The sequence below is a fragment of the Vreelandella piezotolerans genome, from assembly GCF_012427705.1.
GTDB lineage: Bacteria > Pseudomonadota > Gammaproteobacteria > Pseudomonadales > Halomonadaceae > Vreelandella > Vreelandella piezotolerans.
This window is the reverse complement of sequence record NZ_CP048602.1, coordinates 128,225-150,378: the sequence shown is the minus strand read 5'-3', so window position 1 is coordinate 150,378 and position 22,154 is coordinate 128,225. Positions and strand designations below refer to the sequence as shown.

The 22,154-nt window shown below is 58.8% G+C and carries 19 protein-coding genes; all 19 read right to left on the bottom strand.

Features of this window, described 5'->3' with window-relative positions; translation table 11 throughout:
* Window positions 1–7 precede the first annotated feature (7 nt).
* Window positions 8–679: an OmpA/MotB family protein gene (locus tag GYM47_RS00675; protein WP_153843262.1), complete on the bottom strand. Its 672-nt coding sequence runs from the start codon at window positions 677–679 to the stop codon at window positions 8–10.
* A 4-nt stretch (window positions 680–683) separates the two neighbouring features.
* Complete coding sequence (locus GYM47_RS00670; protein ID WP_139527824.1) at window positions 684–1,499, bottom strand: motility protein A; 816 nt, start codon at window positions 1,497–1,499, stop codon at window positions 684–686.
* Between the two features lie 33 nt (window positions 1,500–1,532).
* The gene (locus tag GYM47_RS00665; RefSeq protein WP_139527823.1) at window positions 1,533–2,240 is read right to left on the bottom strand and encodes an RNA polymerase sigma factor FliA; all 708 of its coding nucleotides are present in this window, start codon (window positions 2,238–2,240) and stop codon (window positions 1,533–1,535) included.
* Window positions 2,241–2,266: 26 nt separating this feature from the next.
* Complete coding sequence (locus tag GYM47_RS00660; protein WP_231125605.1) at window positions 2,267–2,659, bottom strand: flagellar protein FlhE; 393 nt, start codon at window positions 2,657–2,659, stop codon at window positions 2,267–2,269.
* 115 nt (window positions 2,660–2,774) lie between these two features.
* Window positions 2,775–3,371, bottom strand: a complete 597-nt coding sequence (locus GYM47_RS00655) for a hypothetical protein (RefSeq protein ID WP_139527821.1) — start codon at window positions 3,369–3,371, stop codon at window positions 2,775–2,777.
* Window positions 3,368–5,563 carry a flagellar biosynthesis GTPase FlhF gene (flhF, locus tag GYM47_RS00650; protein WP_153843263.1) on the bottom strand — a complete coding sequence of 732 codons (2,196 nt, stop codon included), beginning with the start codon at window positions 5,561–5,563 and terminating at the stop codon, window positions 3,368–3,370. Before flhF ends, GYM47_RS00655 begins: the two co-directional genes overlap by 4 nt.
* An 18-nt stretch (window positions 5,564–5,581) precedes the next feature.
* The gene (gene flhA, locus GYM47_RS00645; protein ID WP_139527819.1) at window positions 5,582–7,663 is read right to left on the bottom strand and encodes a flagellar biosynthesis protein FlhA; all 2,082 of its coding nucleotides are present in this window, start codon (window positions 7,661–7,663) and stop codon (window positions 5,582–5,584) included.
* Window positions 7,660–8,826 (bottom strand): flagellar biosynthesis protein FlhB, encoded by a 1,167-nt coding sequence (gene flhB / locus GYM47_RS00640; protein ID WP_139527818.1) that lies wholly within the window; start codon window positions 8,824–8,826, stop codon window positions 7,660–7,662. The genes flhA and flhB overlap by 4 nt, the downstream gene beginning before the upstream one ends.
* 133 nt (window positions 8,827–8,959) lie before the next feature.
* Window positions 8,960–9,655, bottom strand: coding sequence for a protein phosphatase CheZ (gene cheZ, locus GYM47_RS00635; protein ID WP_139527817.1), 696 nt, complete (start codon window positions 9,653–9,655; stop codon window positions 8,960–8,962).
* A gap of 42 nt (window positions 9,656–9,697) precedes the next feature.
* The gene (gene cheY / locus GYM47_RS00630; protein WP_139527816.1) at window positions 9,698–10,087 is read right to left on the bottom strand and encodes a chemotaxis response regulator CheY; all 390 of its coding nucleotides are present in this window, start codon (window positions 10,085–10,087) and stop codon (window positions 9,698–9,700) included.
* Between the two features lie 53 nt (window positions 10,088–10,140).
* Entirely contained in the window at window positions 10,141–11,853 is a 1,713-nt protein-coding gene (locus GYM47_RS00625) for a methyl-accepting chemotaxis protein (protein ID WP_153843264.1), read from the bottom strand.
* 53 nt (window positions 11,854–11,906) lie between these two features.
* Window positions 11,907–12,968 carry a protein-glutamate methylesterase/protein-glutamine glutaminase gene (locus GYM47_RS00620; RefSeq protein ID WP_139527814.1) on the bottom strand — a complete coding sequence of 354 codons (1,062 nt, stop codon included), beginning with the start codon at window positions 12,966–12,968 and terminating at the stop codon, window positions 11,907–11,909.
* Between the two features lie 87 nt (window positions 12,969–13,055).
* Window positions 13,056–13,925, bottom strand: a complete 870-nt coding sequence (locus GYM47_RS00615) for a CheR family methyltransferase (RefSeq protein ID WP_139527813.1) — start codon at window positions 13,923–13,925, stop codon at window positions 13,056–13,058.
* Window positions 13,922–16,102, bottom strand: a complete 2,181-nt coding sequence (locus tag GYM47_RS00610) for a methyl-accepting chemotaxis protein (RefSeq protein WP_153843265.1) — start codon at window positions 16,100–16,102, stop codon at window positions 13,922–13,924. The genes GYM47_RS00615 and GYM47_RS00610 overlap by 4 nt, the downstream gene beginning before the upstream one ends.
* A gap of 66 nt (window positions 16,103–16,168) precedes the next feature.
* A complete protein-coding gene (locus GYM47_RS00605) occupies window positions 16,169–17,452 on the bottom strand; it encodes a methyl-accepting chemotaxis protein (RefSeq protein ID WP_168444483.1) in 1,284 nt (427 codons plus the stop codon).
* 130 nt (window positions 17,453–17,582) lie between these two features.
* Window positions 17,583–18,083 carry a chemotaxis protein CheW gene (gene cheW / locus GYM47_RS00600; RefSeq protein WP_139527811.1) on the bottom strand — a complete coding sequence of 167 codons (501 nt, stop codon included), beginning with the start codon at window positions 18,081–18,083 and terminating at the stop codon, window positions 17,583–17,585.
* Window positions 18,080–20,167 (bottom strand): chemotaxis protein CheA, encoded by a 2,088-nt coding sequence (gene cheA, locus GYM47_RS00595; RefSeq protein ID WP_153843266.1) that lies wholly within the window; start codon window positions 20,165–20,167, stop codon window positions 18,080–18,082. The genes cheW and cheA overlap by 4 nt, the downstream gene beginning before the upstream one ends.
* A 45-nt stretch (window positions 20,168–20,212) precedes the next feature.
* Window positions 20,213–21,193 carry a flagellar motor protein MotB gene (gene motB / locus GYM47_RS00590; protein ID WP_153843267.1) on the bottom strand — a complete coding sequence of 327 codons (981 nt, stop codon included), beginning with the start codon at window positions 21,191–21,193 and terminating at the stop codon, window positions 20,213–20,215.
* Window positions 21,190–22,059 carry a flagellar motor stator protein MotA gene (motA, locus tag GYM47_RS00585; protein WP_153843268.1) on the bottom strand — a complete coding sequence of 290 codons (870 nt, stop codon included), beginning with the start codon at window positions 22,057–22,059 and terminating at the stop codon, window positions 21,190–21,192. The genes motB and motA overlap by 4 nt, the downstream gene beginning before the upstream one ends.
* Window positions 22,060–22,154: the final 95 nt, after the last annotated feature.

The window sequence follows — 22,154 nt, the reverse complement described above, 5'->3', positions numbered from 1 at the left end:
TAGTGCTTTACCCCTCGACCTGCTGCCTTAGCAGCAGTTCAACGCGCCGGTTGGCTGCTCGCCCTTCCGAGGTAGCGTTACTTTCCATGGGTTGGGTGTCGGCATAACCGACCGCCCGCATACGTGAAATGGCAATGCCTTGCCGCTCTAATTGGCGCACGACCGCAATGGCACGGCCTACTGAGAGCTCCCAGTTCGATGGAAACCTCGGCGTCGAGATAGGCACGTTATCGGTATGACCTTCAACGGAGATTTGCCCATCGAAAGTCGCCAGCACGGAAGAGAGTCGTTCTAACACATCTTGCCCTTGGGGCGTTAGCACATCGTTGCCGCTGGGAAACAAAAGGCTGTCGTCGATGCGCAGCGTCACGCCCTCTTGACCTTGCGAGACGCTTACACCAGGAATGTCGAGTCCCGCCATATGAGGTTGCAACCCTTCATGGCGTGGCTGAATACCCGTGGCCAAGCTAGCGAGCGGCAGTGAGGTCACGGCGCTGGCGACGCTCAGGGCCTCGCGGCTCTGCCCTTCGCCGCCGCTCGGCGGCGCCAAGGCTAGCAGCAGAACGAACAGCGTGATGAGCAGTGTGAGTACGTCCAAGTAGCTGGTTAGCCAGCTCTCGTCACTCTCACCCACTGCAGCGGGCAGCTCCAGGGCATGCCGTGAGTCGCGGTCAAGCATGGCGCTACCCTTTCAATGCGGAGCCAACGTCGGGGCGGGGTTTGACGTTGGCGTCCCGGATCTCATCATGGTAGTTCGCTACGAAGGAGTTGAGCGTCTCTTCAATGAACGATGGCAAGCGGCGCTTGGTGATCAATGAAATCCCTTCGAGCACCATGTTCATGGTAATCAACCGCTCCTCGGTGCGCCGCTCCAGCTTGACGGCGATGGGCTTGAACACGAGGTTGGCCAGCAAGATACCGTAGAAGGTGGTCAGCAGTGCTACCGCCATGCGGGGGCCGATGACCTGAAGGTCTCCGGCATCCATGACTTCGAGCATGTTGACCAGCCCCACTAACGTGCCGATCATGCCGAAAGCGGGCGCGTAGGTCGCCATGGTGCGAAAAATTTGCGCTTCGGCGTGTTCGCGGGCTTTCAAGCGGGCGATACGCCAGCGCAGCATGTCGAAAATCTCATCCTCTTTGGTATTGGCGATCACAAGTTGAATACCGGTTCGTAGAAACGGGTTGCGGGTGTGCTCGAGCTCCCGTTCGACGGCCCGCACGTCACCTTTGAACCAGAGCCGCGACATGGACACCAGCTCGTTGATGTCGTCCCGCACATAGGTATTCTCACGGCGGAACACCAAGCCCACCAAACGCACCACTCGCAGCACTTCTTTCAACGGATAGCTGATGAAGGTCGCCGCCAGCGTACCGGTGATGACGATGGCCAGTCCCGGCACATTGATAAAACTTTCGGGCGACTCTGCAGTAAAGAACAGCACGCTTACCAGCAGCAACATGCTGGCAAAGATACCGATCAACGTAGATGGGTTCATCAACGGCTCCTCGCCGAGTAGGGTGAGTGGGTATTAGGATTCATCGTGATCGCGTAAACGCGCGCGCAGACGGCTCACCGCCTGACTGTGTAGCTGGGAGACCCGCGATTCGGTGACGCCCAGCACCGCGCCGACCTCTTTAAGGTTCATCTCTTCTTGGTAATAGAGCGCCATCAGCAGCTTTTCACGCTCGGGTAATGCCTCGATGGCCTCGATCAAGGTGTGTCGCTGCTGCTCATCAAGCAATTGGTCAAACGGCCGATGCTGGGCATCGTCACCCGCCGGCTCACCGCCATCGGCGACCAGCTCTTCGAACGGCAGCAGTTGACCACTGTTGGTGTCATTCAACAGCTGCTGGTACTCGCTCAGGGGCATCTCCAGCTCGCGGGCAATTTCACCCTCTTCAGGGGGGCGGCCCAATTGCTGCTCCAAGCGGCGTACCGCATCGTCCACTGCCCGCGCCGAACGACGTACGCTGCGCGGCAGCCAGTCGCGAGTGCGCAGCTCGTCCATCATGGCACCGCGAATCCGCTGGCTGGCGAACGTCGCGAACGTGGCACCCTGGGCAGCATCGAAGCGTCCCAGCGCCTCTAATAGCCCCACCATGCCTGCCTGGATCAGATCATCTAGCTCAATACTTGCGGGCAATCTTACCTGCAGCGTTAAGGCCTGACGTCGCACCAGTGGCATGTATTGGGTCAACAGCTCACTTTGTTTGATCCTGCCTTGTGCTGTATACATCCTCGTGCCTCGCGGCTGAACGGCCTTTACCGATAATTCACTATCACCTGTAGCCCCTGCACCCTCACTGGCCGCTGGCCCGGCGACAGTGCAAACCGAAAGTGCAGCGGCGCATTTGCCAACATGCCTTCCAGCGCAGTGGTACTGCCGCGCATGCCCGACAGTGCCACGCAGCGCTCAGGGTGACACAACCAAGCGTTGACGGGGTGACTCGGTGGGGTGTCGAACCGCCACTGCACGCGCGTTAGCGTCGCTCCTCCCAGCGGGATGCCTGCTGGTGGCGAAATGGCCTGGCTCTGACTGGTGCGGTCGCTCATGGCGACCAACACGCCAGGCACGTCTCGGCTCCAGCTACCCGTTGCCGCCTCGGCGCTAACGACCCACATGATGGTTGCCAGCATCGCTGCGCGGGGGCTCACCCTTTTCACTGTTAACAACTTTACGGCTTTTATCAACGTCTGTCGGGCAAATAGCCTCATACGCGGGCCCTCTATTCGGCGTAGGTCGCTAACGACAGCAAGCCGATCATCTGTCTCAACGTGCAAGCAACAAAAGCTCGATATCCAAATAGTAAGCGGCGGCGTCACGCAAGTTCTCCAGCAGCCCCTGACGCGGCAGGTGCGGTTCATGGAGTGCCAGCAGGCGTCGCGGACCGCCATGCTCTCGCACTTTTCGAAGCACACGGTACATGCTGGCAAAGCCATCGGCATCGCTAGTGACCCATAGCGCCCATCGTGCATGCTCCTTCGCCAGCATGGCCAGCGACGGCGTATCGGCCATGACGACCTGAATCTGCCAATCCTGCGGGTCGCCCGCCCACTGACGCCCCAACGCCGACCACTGCCCCAAACGTCCACGCACTTTATCGACTTGTGCGGCGCCAGTATGCGGTAGCCCTATCACCACCAGCGGCTTTTGAGGGCGCGGTGGCGTCACCGTCGCCGGTTCAGTGGCGGCAGCGACAGTGGGCGCCAGAGCGTCTTGGGTATGCACCGCCGCCTCTTCAGTACTGACCGGCGAGGCAGGAGCGGCGGACGCATGGGTATCTTGTGGTTCGTCCTGTGCGGCTCGCTGCTGACGCTGTAGATCGGCCCATTTGCGCAGGCCCGCCGCTTGATCCTGGCCGCTCATATCAGGTCCTCGCGACTGACGCTACCGAGCTGGCGAATGGCATCGCGTGCCATCAACACGTGCACCAAGGCGTCGAGTAGCGCCGTATCGCGGCGTTTACGCTGACTGCCCAGCAGGCGCAACAGGTCGGCTCGCAACGCTTGCACCGCGTCGTCATCGGCCAGATCCAAGTGACTGGCTACAGCGGCGGCGCCGCTGGCCATGAGCAGGCGTAGCTCGCTGCTCACCTCGCCGCCATCCGCCTCTTTTAGCTGCTGCCAGGCACGCTTGGTCAACGCGGATAGCCCATCACTCTGTAACTGAATGAACAGCAGCGATACAACGTCGCTGCCTAGACGCGCGGGAGTTAGCCAGTAGCGGCGCACGACACGCTTGCTGCTTTCTGGATCGCACACGTCGCCCACCCAAGCCAGCACCGCGTTGCCGGTGGCATCGTGGGCCTCCACGTAGGCTGTCGATAGCTGCATGCGTTGACCACGAAAACGAATGGCAACACGATGGGTGAGCGTACTCTCTTGAAACAGCGTGCGCAGGGTAGGACGCTCGCCCTGGCAGTGTACACGCTGACTGGCGTTGACGGCGCTGACCCAGGTCAAGCGCTGGTCGTTAAGCCATGCCAGCGCGTCGGACTCCGGCAGGGTAGGCAGCAGATGAACGGCGATGTCTGCCGCGCAGCCCGCCAATCGTGGTTGCCACCCAGCAGGTTGGCGATGCTGCAAACGCGTCAGTGCCAACCATGCCCCTTGATCGTCGAGCGCCACGTCCGGCATCGACCAGTCACAGTTGCGCTCGTTGCGCCTGGGCGACCACACGACGCCCATGGCATCGTGGGTCGCTTCCGCGCCAGCCAGCAGCGTGTCTAAACGCTGATCCTGCACCACGCTGGGCAGCGCAGCGATGTCCCAGGCGGCCTCCAAACGGTGAAAATCGGCGACCCGTTGGCGCAGCCGAGTCAGTACCGACGTCAGCCGGCGCCCCTGGCCTAGCACATCTCGCGACCAGCGCGGCAGGCTCGGCGCGCTGGCCGGGCCGCATTGATCCATCGAAGTACTCGAACTGGCCGAGAGCGCTTGGTCGATCAGGCCAGAGGGCGTGGCCACGGCCATGTCTTCCGGCACCTGCTGGCCGTGTGATCCAAACAGTACGCGCATGCCGTGGCGCATTACGATATCCAGAACGGGCGCCAGTCGCCCGGCCTCGTCCTGCTTGGTGATGATGCAGTCGTCGAGCTCGGCCCCTGCGGCCCGCGCTGCCTGACGGTAGCGCAACACCACCTCTTCCAGGGTCTCTGGCTGGCTGGCCGCATTGAGCAATAGCACCAGTCGTACTGTCGACTGTCCGCCCTGCAAGTGCGCAATCTGCTCGATCACGCGCTGATCTCGTTGGCTCATCCCAACGGTATCGATGATGACCCATTGCTTGCCTTGCAGTCGGCCGACCAGCTCGTCGATAGGCTGTTCTGCGTCGAGCGCGTACATCGGCGTATCCAACAGTCGGGCGTAGATGCGTAGCTGCTCGTGGGCACCGATGCGGAAGCTATCAGTGGTCACGAGCGCCACCGGACGAGTGCCATGGCGCATGACGAAACGCGCCGCCAGTTTGGCCGTGGTCGTGGTTTTACCGACCCCAGTAGGCCCTACCAGCGCCACGATGCCGGTTTGATCGAAAAAGCGATCTTCGTGCGCCAGCACCTTCAGCCGCGCTATGAGCTGTTCGCGCAGCCAAGCGCTGGCAGCGTCATGGCCGCCTTCCTGGGTCAATAACTCCTCGGGCAGCGCTTCGAGCACCTCATGGCTGAGTTCGGCGCTAAAGCCCACCCGCACCAGCATGGCTAGCAGATATTCATACGTCGTTTGAGTGCCGCGCGGCGACTCCACCATCGGCTGACGGCGAGAGAGCAGCTCGCGCATGTCCTGCATTTCTCGGAGCAGGCGCTCGCTCATTGCCTCCAGCGGATCTGGCTGTGTCGGCAGTGAGAAAGCCGCAGCGGGCGCCGGGGCGTCTCGCGATACTTCTGAAGGCTCTGCGGGTGACGGATCGAACTGGTCGACCGCGTCGTCGGCCATGGCCAGAATTTCAACGCCGCCTTCGGTGCGGCGATTAGCAACGATCAAGGCATCGTCACCCAGTATTTCGCGCACTTGGCGCATGACATCGCGACTATTGGCTCCGACAAAACGTCTCACGCTCATGGTTCACCTGTTACCAATTTAGCGGCCACCGACCAGGGTGGTCACGCGCAGGGTGCGGTCGTCGGGAATTTCTGCCTGGGACATCACCACCAAGTGGCGCATCCGGCGGCGTAGGAAGCGCGATAGCACCGCGCGCAACGAGTGTTGAACGACCAGCACGGGCGCTTCACCACTGCCTTCGTGCTTCTCGAGCGCCTGCTGTGCCTGATGCATCAACGTATCCGCCAGCCCCGGCTCCATGGCCCCGTTACCGTTCATGGCCTGCATCAATACTTGTTCGAGCTGCGCGTCCAGTCCCATGACGTGCAGGGTCTCCTGGCCAGCAAACCACTGTTGTGTAATCGCGCGACCCAGCGCGATACGCACCAGAGCGGTCAGCTCATTGGGGTCTTTCTGTTGTCCCGCATACTCGGCCAAGGTGTCCAACACCGTGCGCATATCGCGAATCGAGACGTCTTCATCCAGCAGGTTCTGCAAAATTCGCTGCAACACGGTCAGAGAGATCGCTTTGGGCACCACCTCTTCGACCAGCGATTTTTGGTCTTCGCCCAGTTTGTCCAGCAGCTTTTGCACTTCTTGCCGCCCCAGCATCTCGGGAGAGTGACGGTGCAGCAGATGGTTCAGATGGGTGGCGATCACCGTGCTGGCATCCACGACCGTATAGCCGTAGACCTGAGCGTGCTCACGCTGGTTGCCATCGATCCATACCGCAGGCAGTCCAAAGGCTGGGTCTTGCGTTGGCGTGCCTTGTAGCTCACCGGACACTTGGCCGGGGTCGATGGCCAGCCATTTGCCGGGCTGCGCGTCGGCACGGCCGATTTCGGCGCCTTTCATGGAAAGCACGTAGGTATTGGGCGGCAGTTCTAAGTTATCGCGAATGTGTACCACCGGGGGCAAAAAGCCCACCTCCTGGGCGAATTTCTTTCGGACGCTTTTAATGCGCCCCAGCAACTCCCCTTTTTGCCGCGAATCTACCAGCGGGATCAAACGGTGGCCCACTTCCAGACCCAGCGTGTCCACCAGCTGTACGTCTTCCCAACTGGCTTCTGGCGTCTCTTGAAGAGGCGGTGGCGCCGTGGCGATCTCCTCTTTGACCAAGGTCTGCTCTTTGCGACGCATCAGATACCACGCCAAGCCGCCCAGCAGCGCGGTGAAGACCAAGAATACGAAATTGGGCATGCCGGGCACCAGGCCGAGCAACCCCATGACCATCGCCGCTAGAATCATGACCTGAGGATTGACGAACAGCTGGCTGATCATCTGCTGACCAACGTCCTGCTCGGTATTTACCCGAGACACGGTGACGCCTGCAGCCGTCGAGATGACCAGGGCCGGGATCTGAGCCACCAAGCCATCGCCAATCGTCAGCAGCGTATAGGTACGCGCGGCATCGGCAAAGCCCAGATCGTGCTGCATCATGCCAATCAGCAGGCCACCAATAATGTTGACCACCATAATGACCAGACCCGCCACCGCGTCACCACGAACGAATTTACTGGCACCGTCCATGGAGCCGTAGAAGTCGGCTTCCTGGGCTACCTCGGCGCGACGCTTTTTCGCTTCATCTTCGCCAATTAACCCAGCATTCAAGTCGGCGTCGATGGCCATCTGCTTGCCAGGCATGGCGTCGAGCACGAAGCGAGCGCCCACTTCGGCGATACGCCCCGCACCTTTGGTGATGACCATGAAGTTGATGATGACCAAGATGAGGAAGACGACTAGCCCCACTGCAAAATTACCGCCGACGAGGAAGGTGCCGAACGCCTCAATGACCTTGCCCGCCGCATCACCGCCTTCGTGGCCTTCCATCAATACCACGCGGGTGGAGGCCACGTTGAGCGAGAGGCGAAGCAGCGTCGTGAACAGCAGGACGGCCGGAAAAGCGGCGAAGTCCAGCGGCTTTTCGGCAAACATGCTGACCAGCAACACCATGATGGACAACGCAATGTTGAACGTGAACAGCAGATCCAGCGCGAACGGCGGGAGGGGCAGAATCATCATGCCCAGAATCATTAAAATCAGCAGCGGGCCCGCAAGCAGCTTCATGCTCACGTCGTTCATCCAGGGTCGCTGATTGATCAACTGGCTTAAGCCTTTCATGTTTGCGCCTCATTGCCACCGGCACGACGGCCGGGACTGTCCATTTCCGGGGGAACCGGTAAATTATCGGGAGTGGGGGGCACCTCGCCTCCTTGCTGTGCAACGTGCTTCAGGCGATAGGCCCAGGCCATGACCTCGGCCACGGCGGTATACAGTTCGGCAGGCACTTCGGCCTCTAAGTCGACATGATGATACAGGGCACGCGCCAATGGCGCTGCTTCCAATCTCGGAACGCCAGACTCTTCACCTATTTCACGGATACGTGCGGCCACGGCGTCCGCGCCTTTGGCCACCAGCCGAGGGGCCCCCATACGCCCCTCCTGGTATACCAGTGCCACCGCGTAATGCGTTGGGTTGGTGATGATGACATCGGCGTCGGGGACTTTACTCATCATGCGACCTCGCGCCATGGCTTGCTGCTGCTGGCGAATACGCCCTTTGACATGGGGGTCGCCTTCGGAGTCTTTGTGCTCCTGTTTGACCTCTTCTTTGGTCATACGCAGTTGCTTGGCGTTGTTCCATAGCTGGAACGGCACATCGATCAAAATCACTACGATCAGCGACAACACGATGAGACCAGCCGCCAGAGCGGCCATGTTCAGTGCGCTCACCAGCGCCTGCTGAATGGGCTGATCCATCAGTCCCAAAAACCGCCCCATATTAAAATATAAAAAGCTGAACGCCACACTTCCCACCAGTACCGACTTGGCGATAGCCTTTGCCAATTCGGCCAGTGCTTGGGTGGAAAAAAGTCGTTTGATCCCTTTGATCGGGTTCAGCTTCGAGAACTTGGGCTGGAGAGATTTGGAGGAAATGAGCCAGCCGCCCAACAGTGCGGGCGCTACCAGCGCAATGACCGTGAGCAGCAGAAAGAGCGGTAGCATCGCGATGAGCGTTCGCTGCCCCAAGTCCAGCGCGTTGACCAGCATCGAGGTCGTTTCCATGGCTTGGCGACGTTCGAACAAGAACGCCTGCTCCATCACCATGCCAAGCTGGTCATAGAGCATCTGCCCCATGCTCCATAGACCTATCACGCCCCCGAGCAGCATCAGGAAGGTCGTCAGCTCTCGGGACCGAGGCACCTGGCCCTCTTCCCGCGCTTTGTCCAAGCGTCGAGGCGTGGCCTCTTCGGTTTTTTCCTGATCGCTGTCGTTATCTGCCATGCTGTCATCCGGCTGACGAGTGGTCGGTCGACCAAAATAAGGCACACCATAAGCTCAGCCGCCCTTGAGGACGGCTGAGCTGGGTTTTTATTTTGCCAGAGGCAGAGGCTTACAATATGCTAATAACCCGGCATTAAAAGCCTAATTCGTCCAATAAGTCGTCTACCTGATCCTGTCCGGTGACGATATCAGGGGCGTTCGCTTTCACCTGCGGCCCATTGAGAAGGTCTTCATTGCGACGCGCGTTCTCGTTTTTCCACTGATCTTCCGCCTTGCGCTGCATCGTTTCGCGCGCTTCTGCGCCCGGCACGTTGTCGATCAGTACCTGAACCAGCTGGTGCTCGATCTCACGAATCACGTCCATCATCTTTTTGATGACTTGGCCCGTGAGATCCTGGAAATCCTGAGCCATCATGATGTCCAGCAGCTCTTTATTGGTCGCTGCGGTGATCTGCGGCACATCGCTCAGGTAGGTCCGCGTTTCTTTGACTAGCGCCTTGGCGTCATCCAGTTCCTTGGGCGCTTCGAACCACTCACCCCAGCGTTTATCCAAAGCTTCGGCACGCTCAGAGAGCTGGTCTTGCAGCGGCTGCGCCCGATCGATGGCGTTGAGCGCCTTGTCCGCCGCCTGCTCGGTCATCGTTGCCACATAGTGCAGTCGGTCACGGGCATCGGGAATCGCTTCGGCGGCCTTCTCGATCTCCTTGTCCAAGCCAAGCTCGCGCATGTTGTCGCGCAGCATGCGGGTGAGCTTACCAATACGAAAGATCAGGTCTTCAGCGGCTTCTTCGGACAGTTGGGCAGAACCACCCTGCTCATTCTGGCTCATTGTGTTGTCTCCTCGTTAACCGAGCACCTTGGCTCCGCCGCGTCATTTACCCATTTTCTCGAAGATTTTATTCAGCTTCTCTTCTAGGGTGGCGGCTGTGAACGGCTTGACGACGTAACCATTGGCACCCGCTTGTGCGGCGGCAATGATGTTCTCTTTTTTGGCCTCTGCCGTCACCATTAGAACCGGCAGATCTTTCAACGCATCATCCTGACGGATCTCTTTGAGCATCTCCAAACCATCGAGATTCGGCATGTTCCAATCCGACACGACGAATTCGAAGTTGCCAGCGCGCAGCTTGTTCAACGCATCCTGGCCGTCTTCGGCTTCATCTACATTGGTAAACCCGAGCTCTTTCAACAGGCTGCGGACGATCCGGCGCATGGTGGGAAAGTCGTCTACTACCAAGAAGCTCATGTTCTTATCGGCCATGGGTCATCCTCTCACTAACATCATGTATTGGGTGACTGTGAATTCAGTCAGGGTTAAAACTCTTCCCACTCATCGTGGGCCTGGGTCGTCGTTTGATGCCGCGGCGGTGCAACAGGAGCCGCAGCCGCCGATGTGTTCTGAGCCAGCTTGTGCGGTGCACGTTGGGTAGCGGCATGCTGTGCCGGCAGGGCGCTACGCGCGGACGAGTCGCTCAGCACCTGAAAGATGGCCACCGCTTCTTCCAAGCGATTCGCCTGCTCTTCCAGCGACGCCGCAGCGGCAGACGCTTGTTGCACTAGCGCCGCGTTTTGCTGTGTCACTTGATCCATCTGCCCAACGGCCTGACTCACCTGCTCGATCCCGTCACTCTGCTCCTGAGAGGCGGCGGAGATCTCATCCATGATATCGGTCACACGACGCACCGCCGTGACGACATCGGTCATCGTTTGTCCTGCCTTTTCTACCAGAGAAGAGCCCTGGTTGATTTGACTAACAGACGCCTCGATCAGCGTTTTAATCTCTTTTGCCGCATCGGCACTGCGGCTAGCGAGGTTGCGCACTTCGCCTGCCACGACGGCAAAGCCGCGCCCCTGCTCACCGGCACGCGCCGCCTCGACCGACGCATTGAGCGCTAAGATATTGGTCTGAAAAGCAATCGAATCGATCACACTGGTAATATCGGCCACCTTTTGTGAGCTGGACGAGATGCCCTGCATGGTATCGACCACTTGCTGCACCACTTCGCCCCCCTGCTCTGCCGTGGTCGAGGCGTCCGCTGCGAGCGTGCTGGCCTGACGAGCATTGTCGGCATTCTGTTTCACCGTGGCCGTCATCTGCTCCATGCTGGCGGCCGTTTGCTCGATCGAGGCGGCCTGCTGCTCGGTGCGAGACGACAGATCGGCGTTACCGCTGGCGATTTCTCGCGTACCGTGGTGAATCTCTCGGCTGCCCTCACGTACCCTCGTCACGGTCGTGCTGAGATTCTGCTGCATGGTCGCCATGGCCGCGAAAAGGCGCCCAATTTCGTTCTTGCCTGCTTCAGGCAACGGCTGAGTCAAATCTGCCTGAGCGATACGGTCCAGCCGCTGAACGGCATCGTTCAGCGGTGCAATGACCGTACGGCGCAAACCCATATAGATCGCTAAGGAAACCAACAGCGCCATCCCGACGGCGAGCGCATTGATCAACGTGAAGGTATCCCCCTGGGCCTCCGCGTCGGCACGGGTCGTCGCCACACGCTCGAAGCCGTACTCTACGAACGCCGTAATACTCGCTGCCAGTGCTTCCAGCGGCTGGGCTAACTCCCCCCGCAACTGATTGAAGGTATTGATATCCATGAACGCGAAGCTTTCGTGCTGCTGCTTGACGAGCGCGAGCACCGTGTGGAAATTGTCCTCCACGGCCTCCCCTAGCGCTCGCCCTTGGGGCGTACGAGGCGTCGCTGCAAAGTTATTGAAGCGCGCCTCTGCCCGCTCGATCCGATTGGCTGCCACCTCTACCTGCTCATTGGACTGCTGCGTACGACCCACCATCAATAGATTGGACGCCGTTTCCATCGCCAGCATGGCCTGATTGAGCAGCGAGTCGGCGCGGTTCAACTCGTTGAGCTGCTCGTTGCCGATCTGATTGAGCGTGGCAAGATTACTCTGCGCACTGCGATCGGCCATGACACCAAGTCCGGCCACCACCAAAATAAGGGTGACCAAACAGGCAAGTGCCGTGACGACGGCGGTATGGATACGGAGATTGCGCAGCAAGCGGTTCATTGTTGTCGTTTCCCTTGTCAATAGCTATACAGGTGATGTTCGATATCGTGGTGTCAAACCCGCTGCGCGCGACCGGAAGCGGCGATTAGCGCCATCAGTCGAGACGGGATGTCGTCGAGCGCCACCACTTCGACCGCTCCGCCAACGGCAATCGCCTCACGCGGCATGCCGAAGACCACGCAAGACTCTTCGTTCTGAGCGATGGTGGGCGCGCCAGCCTGGCGCATCTCTAATAAACCGGCCGCGCCGTCCTTGCCCATCCCAGTAAGAATCACACCAATGGCGTTTTTACCGGCGTGCTTCGACGCCGAGTGAAACAGCACATCGACGGAGGGGCGATGACGGTTGACCGGTGGCCCATCGTTGAGCCGTGCGACGTAGTTAGCGCCGCTGCGGGCCAGCTCCAGGTGCTGGTCGCCGGGCGCGATATAGGCGTGCCCTGGCAGCACGCGCTCACCGTCCGTGGCCTCTTTAACGGTAATACGGCACAAACGATCCAGACGCTCGGCAAAAGAGCGTGTAAAGCCGCCTGGCATGTGCTGAGTGATCAGAATCGCTGGCGCATTGGCAGGCAGCGGCTCCAGCACCGCACGAATGGCTTCGGTGCCGCCGGTGGAGGCGCCAATGATGATCAGCTTTTCACTGGTCATCATGGGGGCTTTGAGCTGACTCGGAGGCGGCGTGTTTTTGTGACGCGCTTGGCGCGGTCGAGAGCGTGCGGCAGCGCGGAGTTTATCGGCAATCTCGTTGGCGTACTCCATCATGCCGCTGCGAATACCCAGGCTCGGCTTGGCGACAAAATCCAACGCGCCCAGCTCCAGTGCTCGTAACGTGATTTCAGAGCCACTTTGCGTCAACGATGACACCATCAGAACCGGCATGGGACGCAAACGCATCAGCCGTTCGAGAAAGTCGAGACCGTCCATGCGCGGCATCTCGACATCCAACGTCAGCACGTCAGGGTTATGCTGCTTGATCAGATCCCGGGCAGCGATGGGGTCAGGCGCAACGGCGACGACTTCCATGTCGGGCTGAGAGTTGATGATTTCTGTCAGCAAATCACGGATCAACGCCGAGTCATCGACGCACAACACTTTAATCTTGGCTGCGCTCAAAGCACGCCTCCTCTTACGATAGCCATTGCCGCGTTGCTCGTCCGAGCCCTATCCCAAGGTCGAGCACAACGCGCATTTTTTATTCGCTTATTTCGCGAGGGTGTAGACTGTTTGCCCGCGCAACTTAAACGCATCGCTGATATACGAGAAGTTTTCGGAGTGACCGGCAAAGAGCAGGCCATCAGGCTTCATCAGCGGCGCGAACCGCTTCAATATCTTAGCCTGCGTATCTTTATCGAAATAAATCATAATATTACGACAAAAGACCGCATCGAATGGCCCCTTTACTGGCCACTGTGGCGCCAGTAGGTTGAGCGGCATGAACTCGACCAGCGCCGAGACCTCCGGCCGCACCCTGGCGAGCCCCACATGGTTGCCTGTGCCCTTTTGAAAGAACCGCTTGACGCGCGACTCATCGAGTTTGCGCACCTGCTCCTGGGGATAAATGCCCTTACGTGCTTTGGCCAACGCTTCTGTGTCGATGTCCGTGGCGATGACCTTGGCTTGCGACGCCTTGGGCCCCAACGTTTCCAACAGTGTCATGGCGATGGAGTAAGGCTCTTCTCCCGTCGATGCCGCTGAACACCAGATGGTGACGGGATCAGGCTTGTGCTTGATATGCTCGGCGAGCAGTGGAAAGTGGTGGGCTTCACGAAAAAATGCCGTGAGATTGGTCGTCAGTGCATTGGTGAACGCCTCCCACTCTTTTGCGTCGGGCTGACGCTCCAGCCGCGACAGGTAGTCGGTAAAGCGCGTCATGCCGTGATGACGCAGCCGCTTGGCCAAGCGGCTATAGACCATTTCACGCTTATGCTCGGCCAAAACGATGCCTGCGCGCTGATAGATCAGCTCTCGAATACGCGCAAAATCCGCATCGGTCAGCACCAGATCGCGTTCGATCTGTCCACTGGACGCCCATTGGCCTGCGTCGCTACCCCGTTCGCGTTGGTCTGTCAAAACTCTTCCCACTCCTCTACAGTGGCCATCTGCCGCTTCTTGTGACTCGGCACCGGCGCTGTGGCACTGCTGATCTGCGCTGTTGCAGGTGATGCCTTGACGTTCGGTAAAACGGTGGCGCCCGTGGAAACGGCTGGCGGCGTCAATGGTCCCTGACTGGTTAGCCGGAATGCTTCTACCGATAGCGCCAGCAGACTTGCCTGCTGCTCTAATGCCATGGCCGCTTGCGCCGTTTCTTGCACGCGCACGGCGTTTTGCTGTGTGGCTTGATCCATTTCTGCGACGGCCTGATTGACCTCCGCAATACCGCTGCTCTGCTCCTCCGAGGCGGACGAGATATCGTGCATGATATGGGTCACGCTACGCGCCGCTTCGGCAACTTCGCTAATCGCCGCCTCGGCTTTCTCGACGAGCCCAGCTCCCGCACTGACCTGCTGACTGGAGGTATCGATCAACGCACGAATCTCTTGCGATGCGCCAGCACTGCGCCCGGCCAACTTGCGCACCTCTTCGGCCACCACGGCGAACCCACGGCCATGCTCACCTGCCCGAGCAGCCTCGACCGACGCATTCAGCGCCAAGATATTGGTCTGAAATGCGATCGAGTCGATGACGTTGATGATCTCGGTCATTTTTTGGGAGCTTTGGGTAATCCGCTGCATATTGGCGACCAGTTGCGTCATCAATTCACCGGTTTGTGTCACTCTTGTTGCATTATTATCGGCCAGACGACGCGCTTCTTGAGCATTATCACTGTTTTGACGCACCGTCGTGGTCATCTCCTCCATGCTCGAGGCGGTTTGCTGTAGCGACGCGGCCTGCTGTTCGGTGCGCGATGAGAGCGCCTCGTTGCCACTGGCGATATTCTTGGCGGCAGGCGTCACCACGTCGATGCCATCTTTCACATCGCGGATGATGCTGCTCAAGCTTTTGCGCATGGTGTTCAGCGAGTCCATTAATTGACCTATCTCATCACGCCGCTTGGGCGGTACGCGAGCCGCTAGGTTGCCACCGGCAATTTGCAGCGTGAAACGCGAGGCACGCTTTAGCGGCGTAATAATCGAGCGCAGCGTTACGACGCTGATGAGCACCAGCAGCAACAGCCCAACACCCAGCATCGCTGCCTGAGCCGTCAACATGGTCGCTTGGCCACGCTCGGCATCTGCCGCCATGGCTTCGGCGGCTGCCTGCTTCTGTGCAATCAGCTCATTGACCATGCCCGACAAGGCCCGCCCATCCTCGTTCATCACACTGATCACGGCATCCAAGCCGGTAAAGGCTTGATAGGTCTCTTCAGCCTGAAGCACGCTCGCCGCTTGATTCATCCCATTCGTCAGGAAGGCCTGAAGCTGTTCGTTGAACGACTCGGCCAGAGGAGTTGCGTTCACCTCTCGACCATAGAACGCCTCCCACACGCTGGCCACTTCAGCCGCGTTGTCGGCAACGGCCTCGCCCATCTCAAAACGTTGATTGATCAGTTCCATCCGCTCGGGTTCGATCATCGACTGACGCGTCTGGGCAATGGTTTGGTCGATCTGCTGCAAACGAATGACGTCCCTGAGTCCGTCGTCGTTTAGCTCGCCTAGCCGCTCACCCGCTACGTTCAAACCATAAAGGCCTAAGCCGCCGCTAGCCATGAGCAGCGCCCCTGCGACGACGACCATGCCGATCAGCTTGGCACGAATGGTGTCGAGCCGGATGCGTTTGAGACGCTGCCAACCCCCTTTTTGACGTAAGCGACCTTTATCGAGGTAGAGACGTTTATTGCGCCCTTCGCGCATTTCCGCGTAGCGCTGCTCGGCTTGCGCAATGGCGTCTCGGGTTGCTTGCACGCGTACCGAGGTGTAACCAATCACTTGGTCATTTTCTACGATCGGGGTCACGCTAGCGTCGACCCAATAGTGGTCGCCGTTTTTACAGCGGTTTTTCACGAGCCCCCGCCAGGTGTCTCCCGCCTGGACGGTTTGCCAAAGATTATGAAACGCGGGTGGCGGCATGTCCGGATGGCGAATCAGGTTATGCGGCGCGCCAATTAGCTCGTCGTGTCGATAGCCACTGATCTCGATGAACGCCGGGTTGGCGTAGGTAATGCGCCCTTTCAAATCCGTACGCGAGACCAAAAAATCGTCTTGTTTGAGTTCAACTTCCCGTTGAGTCACTGGCTGGTTATTACGCATCTTGCTGCCTTGTTATTGATGTTGTAGCGCGTGTGGAGCCTTGCGATTAGCGAAAATGCCGTCGCGTCAAAAGGCTTCCCACTCGTCTTGGCTGGTGGTAAGAGGTTTCGCCACCGGCTGGGCAGAGCGGGTCGGCACCGAGGCGATGGTCGCCGTGGTGGTCATTCGCGTTGGTGCCTGGGCTGGGCTCTCGCCCGCCACTTGGAAACGCTCGACGGCCTCACGCAGGCGCGCCGCCTCGCTCTCGAGTTCGTTGGCGCTCCGCGCGGCTTGCTGCACCAACTGCGCATTTTGCTGAACGACTTGGTCCATTTGCGCAACGGCCTGATTCACTTGGCCGATACCGTTACTCTGCTCTTCCGATGCAGAGGCAATCTCATCCATGATGTCGCTGACGCGTTGGACGGCGGCCACCAAATCCTGCATGGTCTGACCTGCCTGATTGACACGCTGAGTGCCCGCATCCACTTTACCCAGTGATGCATCGATCAAGGTGCGAATCTCTTTGGCGGCACTTGCACTGCGGCTGGCCAGGCTACGAACCTCCTGAGCCACGACGGCAAACCCTTTGCCATGCTCGCCGGCACGGGCCGCCTCGACCGACGCGTTCAGCGCCAAAATATTGGTTTGAAAAGCGATGTTATCGATCAACGTGATGATATCAGCGACCTGATGGGAGCTGGCGCTGATCTCTTGCATGGTGTCGACGATATGGCTCACTTCTTCGCCGCTGCGCCGTGCCGTCAGCGTCGCGTCTCCTGCCAACTGGCTTGCCTGCCGAGCATTGTCGGCATTGTGGCTAACGGTCGACGCGAGTTGCTCCATGCTCGATGCCGTCTCTTCAAGGGACGAAGCCTGCTGCTCGGTGCGCGAAGAGAGGTCGTTGTTCCCACTGGCAATGTGCTGGGAGCGCTCGAAGATGGTCGTCCCACTGCGCCTGACGACGCCAACGGTCTCAGAGAGGGAGCCCTGCATATGGGCCATGGCGGTATAGAGCTTGCCAATCTCGTTGTTGCCGGGAGAGCGGATCTGCTGGCTGAGATCGCCTTGCGCCATCCGCTCGAAATAGCCTACCAACCGCTCCAAGGGGCGCAGCACGTTGGCACTCACGCCCCATATCACCACCGCGACCGTGAGTAACGTCATCACGACCACACCAATCAATACCCAGCGAATCTGGGAGGCAAAGGCTTGGAACGCCAACTGCTGAGCTTGTGGATCACTGGCACTTTGGACGATGTTCGCGCCATGATGCAACGCATAAAGCCCAATACCGCAGGCGATGAGTACCCATACTGAGAAGGTGGCCAACACGAGCCCCCAGCTTAGACGAACGGTCATGTTGCTCATCAGTTGACGTACTAGCTGTGTCACACGCTTTTCTCCAAACACAACCATACTGGCCAGCGCTATCCATGGCGCCAGAGTGGGTATTCATTGACTTAAGGCGGGCACACTCCCTGTGCCCTGCGGTAGGTCTTTAGTGGTGGCTGGTGCTGTCGACCAGCGCCATTTCCTCGCTGGTGAGCAGCTTGTCGATATCGACCAGGACGAGCATCCGATCGTCTAGGCTGCCGAGACCGCTCAGGAAATCGGAGGAGAGCGTAACGCCAAATTCGGGCGCGGGTTTGATTTGATCCGGCGTCAGGGTCATGACGTCGGATACGCCGTCGACCACGATGCCGACGATACGATCCGCGACGTTGACGACGATGACGACCGTCTGGCCACCGTACTCGACGTTATCCAGATGAAACTTGATACGTAGGTCCACGATCGGCACGATGACGCCGCGCAGATTCGTCACCCCTTTAATAAAGTCGGGTGCATTGGCGATACGGGTCACGTTTTCGTAACCGCGGATCTCCTGCACCTTCAAAATATCGATGGCGTACTCTTCATCGCCCAGCGAGAATACGAGAAACTCACGGTTTTCCGCTTCGGCGGCGGCTAGCACCGCCTCATTAGATGCTTGACTCATGACGGCTCAGCCTCCTTGTAATAAGAGAGATGGGGTTGGTTAGCGACTTTCCCTGCTTCTTTTTTGGCACGGCTTAAACGGTGTAAGCCAGTGATATCGAGAATTAGCGCAACGCTACCATCTCCCAAGATGGTAGCGGCCGATACGCCGGGCACTTTGCGATAATTGTCTTCGAGGTTCTTCACCACGACCTGCTGCTGGCCGATGAGCTCATCCACCAACATGGCGTAGCGACGCCCTTCCCCCTGAACGATGACAGCAATACTCTTGGTCGGGTCGGTAATGGCGTTTTCGACATCCAGCACTTCGTGAATGGCAATGACTGGGAGGTACTCATCGCGCACTTTGAGCACCACATCGTCCCCTGCCATGGCGTACATGTCTCCCTTGGCAGGCTGTAGCGACTCCAGCACGGTAGACAGGGGCAGAATAAAGGTTTCGTTGCCGACTTTGATCGACATACCGTCCAGAATGGCCAGCGTTAGTGGCAGTACGATCCGCGTATTGGTGCCTTCGCCTTTTTTGGACTGAATTTCAACGCGCCCACCCATGCCTTGGATGTTTCGCTTGACCACGTCCATCCCCACGCCACGACCGGAGACATCGGTCACCTCTTTCGCCGTGGAGAAACCGGGCGCAAAGATCAGTTGATAGACGTCCTCGTCCGACATGGTGTCCGAGACGTTGAGGCCGTTTTCACGAGCTTTGGCCAGCAGGCGATCCCGGTCCATTCCGGCCCCGTCGTCGCGAACTTCGATCAGAATATTGCCACCCTGGTGACGGGCGGAAAGCACCAGTTTGCCGGTACGCGGCTTACCCAACGCCTCGCGCTCGTCGGGCATCTCGATACCGTGATCCAAGCTGTTACGCACCAAGTGCGTCAGCGGGTCGGTGATGCGCTCGACCAAGCTCTTATCCAACTCGGTGGATTTGCCTTCCGTCACCAGCTCGATCTCTTTACCGAGCTTGCCTGCGGTGTCACGCACGACTCGTGGGAAGCGGCTGAACACGAACTCCATGGGGATCATACGAATCGACATGACCGCTTCTTGAAGGTCGCGGGCGTTACGCTGCAACAAGCTCATGCCATTTTGCAGGGAACTATTGCCCACCGACTGGTCGCCAAGGTCACTGACCGTTTGATCGAGCATCGACTGTGTAATGATCAGCTCGCCTACCAAGTTGATGATCTGATCGACCTTATCCACCGACACACGAATCGAGGATGACTCTGCGGCCGCTTTTTTGGGCGCTGCCTTCGCCGATTTACTGGCGGTTGCTTTGGCAGGCTCTTTCAGCGCAGGTGCAGCCGGCTTCGCTTCAACGGCCGGTGCTTCTGCGGCAGGCGTGACGTCTTTCGCTTTCGCGTCGGGCGCCGCAGCGGGGGCTGCTGCGCCCAACGCCGTGATTTCAATTTGGTCAGGCTCGATAATGAAGCACATGACGGCTTCGATATCATCGGCACTGACACCACCGCTCAGGGTGACTTCGTAGCGTTTTTCATCGCCCGACTGTGATTGAATGTCGCCTAACTGCTCTAGCTCTTCGACGAGTAGCCCACGGTCTTTGTCGCCAACGTTGAGAAGCGCCACTTTGAGTAACTGCTCACTGCCAGCCGCCGTCTCTTTCTCCTCTTGAGGTGCCTCTTTCTTGGGGGCCGGAGCCGGAGCCGCAGCGGGCGCATCGAGCGTCTTGCCAATCTCTTCGAGGGCAATTTGCTGTAACGTCTGGCAGATACGCTCGTACGCTTCTTGGTTAGGCTCTTCCTCGTTGCGGTAGGCATCGAGCTGCTCGTGCATGATGTCTTTGGCCTCTAAAAAGGTATCCACGTGCTCGGCACGCAGGGTCAATTCGCCTTTGCGAGCATGATCCAGCAGGTTTTCGAAAATATGCGTGGTTTTCTGGAGCACGCTAAAACCGAAGGTCCCTGCGCCACCTTTGATCGAGTGGGCGGCTCGGAAGATAGCGTTTAGCTGCTCGCTATCCGGATCATCGACATCCAGTTCCAGTAAGTGCTGCTCCATATCGGCCAGCAGCTCTTCCGCTTCTTCAAAAAAGGTGTCAAAAAAATCCGCTATATCCATGCACCGCTCCACGTGAACGTCATATTTTTTTGTGACAAGCCGAGATTACTGTGCATCGTCGACCTGCGGCATATTGGGTGGCACTTGTTCTGCTGGCACTGGCTCATCGAGCGCCGTGTCGCCGGGCAACGCTTGGTCGGGGAGCAGTGCCTCAGGCACATTGCCCTCCGGCAGCGTGTCATCTGCCGACAGAATGCCTGGGTTGCGAATGGCTTCGGCGATCTCCGGCAGCAGCACCACGAGCTCGATACGACGATTGACAGGATCCGTGGGCGCAGTGTCAGACAACAGCACGCGATCCGCAAAGCCCGATACGCGTAATAGTTGATCTGGATCAAGCCCCCCGGCCACTAACTCGCGACGCGACGCATTGGCACGATCATTGGAGAGCTCCCAGTTGCTGTAACCCCGGTAACCACCGGCATAGGGCACGCTGTCGGTATGGCCACTGATGCTCAAGTCATTCGGCAGTTCGTTCAGCAGCGGCGCCATGGTGCGCAGTAGACTGCGCATATACGGCGCCACCTGGTCGCTGCCCAGCTCGAACATCGGACGCTGTTCGGTATCCAGCAGCTGAATACGCAGCCCTTCCCGAGTCAAATCGAAGCGCATCTGGTTGCGCAGCTCACGCAGTTCCGGATCCCGCTCGATGGCACGCTCGATGCGCTCCTGCAGCTCATCGAAAAAACGCCTTTCCTGGGCGCTTGGCCGCGTTTGCTGCAGTACGTCGATGCGTGCCCGCTCACCGTCACTATGCGTCGGATCAGGGCCGCCGCCGGGAATCACGCTGGTACTGCCCGACATGTCTCCTCCGGTAATGGCCGTCACGAGCGGGGTACTGAAGTACTCCGCGACGCCACGCCGAGTCTCTTCACTGGAGACACTCAAAATCCACATTACCAAGAAGAGCGCCATCAGCGCGGTCATGAAGTCCGCCAGCGCAATTTTCCACGCCCCCCCATGGTGGGCATGAACCACTTTCTTACGCCGGATGACGATCGGGCGTTTATCGCCGCCTTTACTCATGCATTACCGCCCTTTTTGGCGTCGCGCACATACTCTTCCAGTTCGGTAAAGCTGGGTCGTTCAGCGGTATGTAAAGCTTTACGACCAAATTCGACGGCGAGCTGCGGGGCGTAGCCGTGCAGGCTCGCCAGCAGCGTTACGCGAATGCACTGCAACATTTTTTCCGCTTCTTTGGCCTGGCGGTCAGCGTAACTGGCGATTGGGCTAATGAAGCCGTAGCCCAGCAGAATCCCTAGAAAAGTACCGACCAGCGCCAGCGCGATCATCTCCCCCATTTGCGCAGCGGAAGCGTCTGCATACGTCAACGCCTTGATGACCCCCATGACCGCCGCCACGATCCCGAAAGCCGGCATGGCGTCACCCACCTTGGAAATGGCGTCAATGGGCACGTGCGCTTCTTGTTCGAAGACCTCGATTTCATGGAGCATCAGCTCATCGATCTCCATGGGCTCCATGCCGCCGCTGACCATCAGGCGAAGATAATCGGTCAGGAAGTTCATGATATGGGGGTCTGCCAGCACCGAAGGGTGCTCTTGAAAAAGCGGGCTCTCTTGGGGATTGTCGATATCGCGCTCGATGCCGAGCATGCCCTCGCGGCGCACCTTGGAGAGGATCTTGTACTGTAGTGCCATCAGCTCCATATAGAGCGCTTTGTTATACTTCTTGGTACGCTTTAGCCGCGGCAGGATCTTGAACGTCGCCTTGATGGCTTTGCCGTTGTTGGCAGCAATGAAGGCTCCCACCCCCGCCCCGCCAATCATCAGCAGCTCCGTCGGCTGATATAGTGGCCCTAGGCTTCCACCTGCCAGTACATAACCGCCGAACACACATACCAGTACGACCACATAACCTAAAAGAATCAGCACAAGCAGAGTCCTTGCGATATCGGTTTTTTATCAAACGGAACAGCGTCACGAGCTCGACCGCGCAGGCACCGCTCCATCCCTAGTACTACTTAGCA

Excerpts from the sequence above, each read along its gene's own strand:
- motB (WP_153843267.1), bottom strand. The coding sequence starts at position 21,193 with ATGAGTAAAGGCGGCGATAAACGCCCGATCGTCATCCGGCGTAAGAAA.
- cheY (WP_139527816.1), bottom strand. The coding sequence starts at position 10,087 with ATGGCCGATAAGAACATGAGCTTCTTGGTAGTAGACGACTTTCCCACC.
- flhB (WP_139527818.1), bottom strand. The coding sequence starts at position 8,826 with ATGGCAGATAACGACAGCGATCAGGAAAAAACCGAAGAGGCCACGCCT.
- cheA (WP_153843266.1), bottom strand. The coding sequence starts at position 20,167 with ATGGATATAGCGGATTTTTTTGACACCTTTTTTGAAGAAGCGGAAGAG.
- GYM47_RS00625 (WP_153843264.1), bottom strand. The coding sequence starts at position 11,853 with ATGAACCGCTTGCTGCGCAATCTCCGTATCCATACCGCCGTCGTCACG.
- GYM47_RS00655 (WP_139527821.1), bottom strand. The coding sequence starts at position 3,371 with ATGAGCGGCCAGGATCAAGCGGCGGGCCTGCGCAAATGGGCCGATCTA.
- cheW (WP_139527811.1), bottom strand. The coding sequence starts at position 18,083 with ATGAGTCAAGCATCTAATGAGGCGGTGCTAGCCGCCGCCGAAGCGGAA.
- GYM47_RS00605 (WP_168444483.1), bottom strand. The coding sequence starts at position 17,452 with ATGAGCAACATGACCGTTCGTCTAAGCTGGGGGCTCGTGTTGGCCACC.
- flhF (WP_153843263.1), bottom strand. The coding sequence starts at position 5,563 with ATGAGCGTGAGACGTTTTGTCGGAGCCAATAGTCGCGATGTCATGCGC.
- cheZ (WP_139527817.1), bottom strand. The coding sequence starts at position 9,655 with ATGAGCCAGAATGAGCAGGGTGGTTCTGCCCAACTGTCCGAAGAAGCC.
- GYM47_RS00610 (WP_153843265.1), bottom strand. The coding sequence starts at position 16,102 with ATGCGTAATAACCAGCCAGTGACTCAACGGGAAGTTGAACTCAAACAA.
- GYM47_RS00675 (WP_153843262.1), bottom strand. The coding sequence starts at position 679 with ATGCTTGACCGCGACTCACGGCATGCCCTGGAGCTGCCCGCTGCAGTG.
- flhA (WP_139527819.1), bottom strand. The coding sequence starts at position 7,663 with ATGAAAGGCTTAAGCCAGTTGATCAATCAGCGACCCTGGATGAACGAC.
- GYM47_RS00670 (WP_139527824.1), bottom strand. The coding sequence starts at position 1,499 with ATGAACCCATCTACGTTGATCGGTATCTTTGCCAGCATGTTGCTGCTG.
- GYM47_RS00665 (WP_139527823.1), bottom strand. The coding sequence starts at position 2,240 with ATGTATACAGCACAAGGCAGGATCAAACAAAGTGAGCTGTTGACCCAA.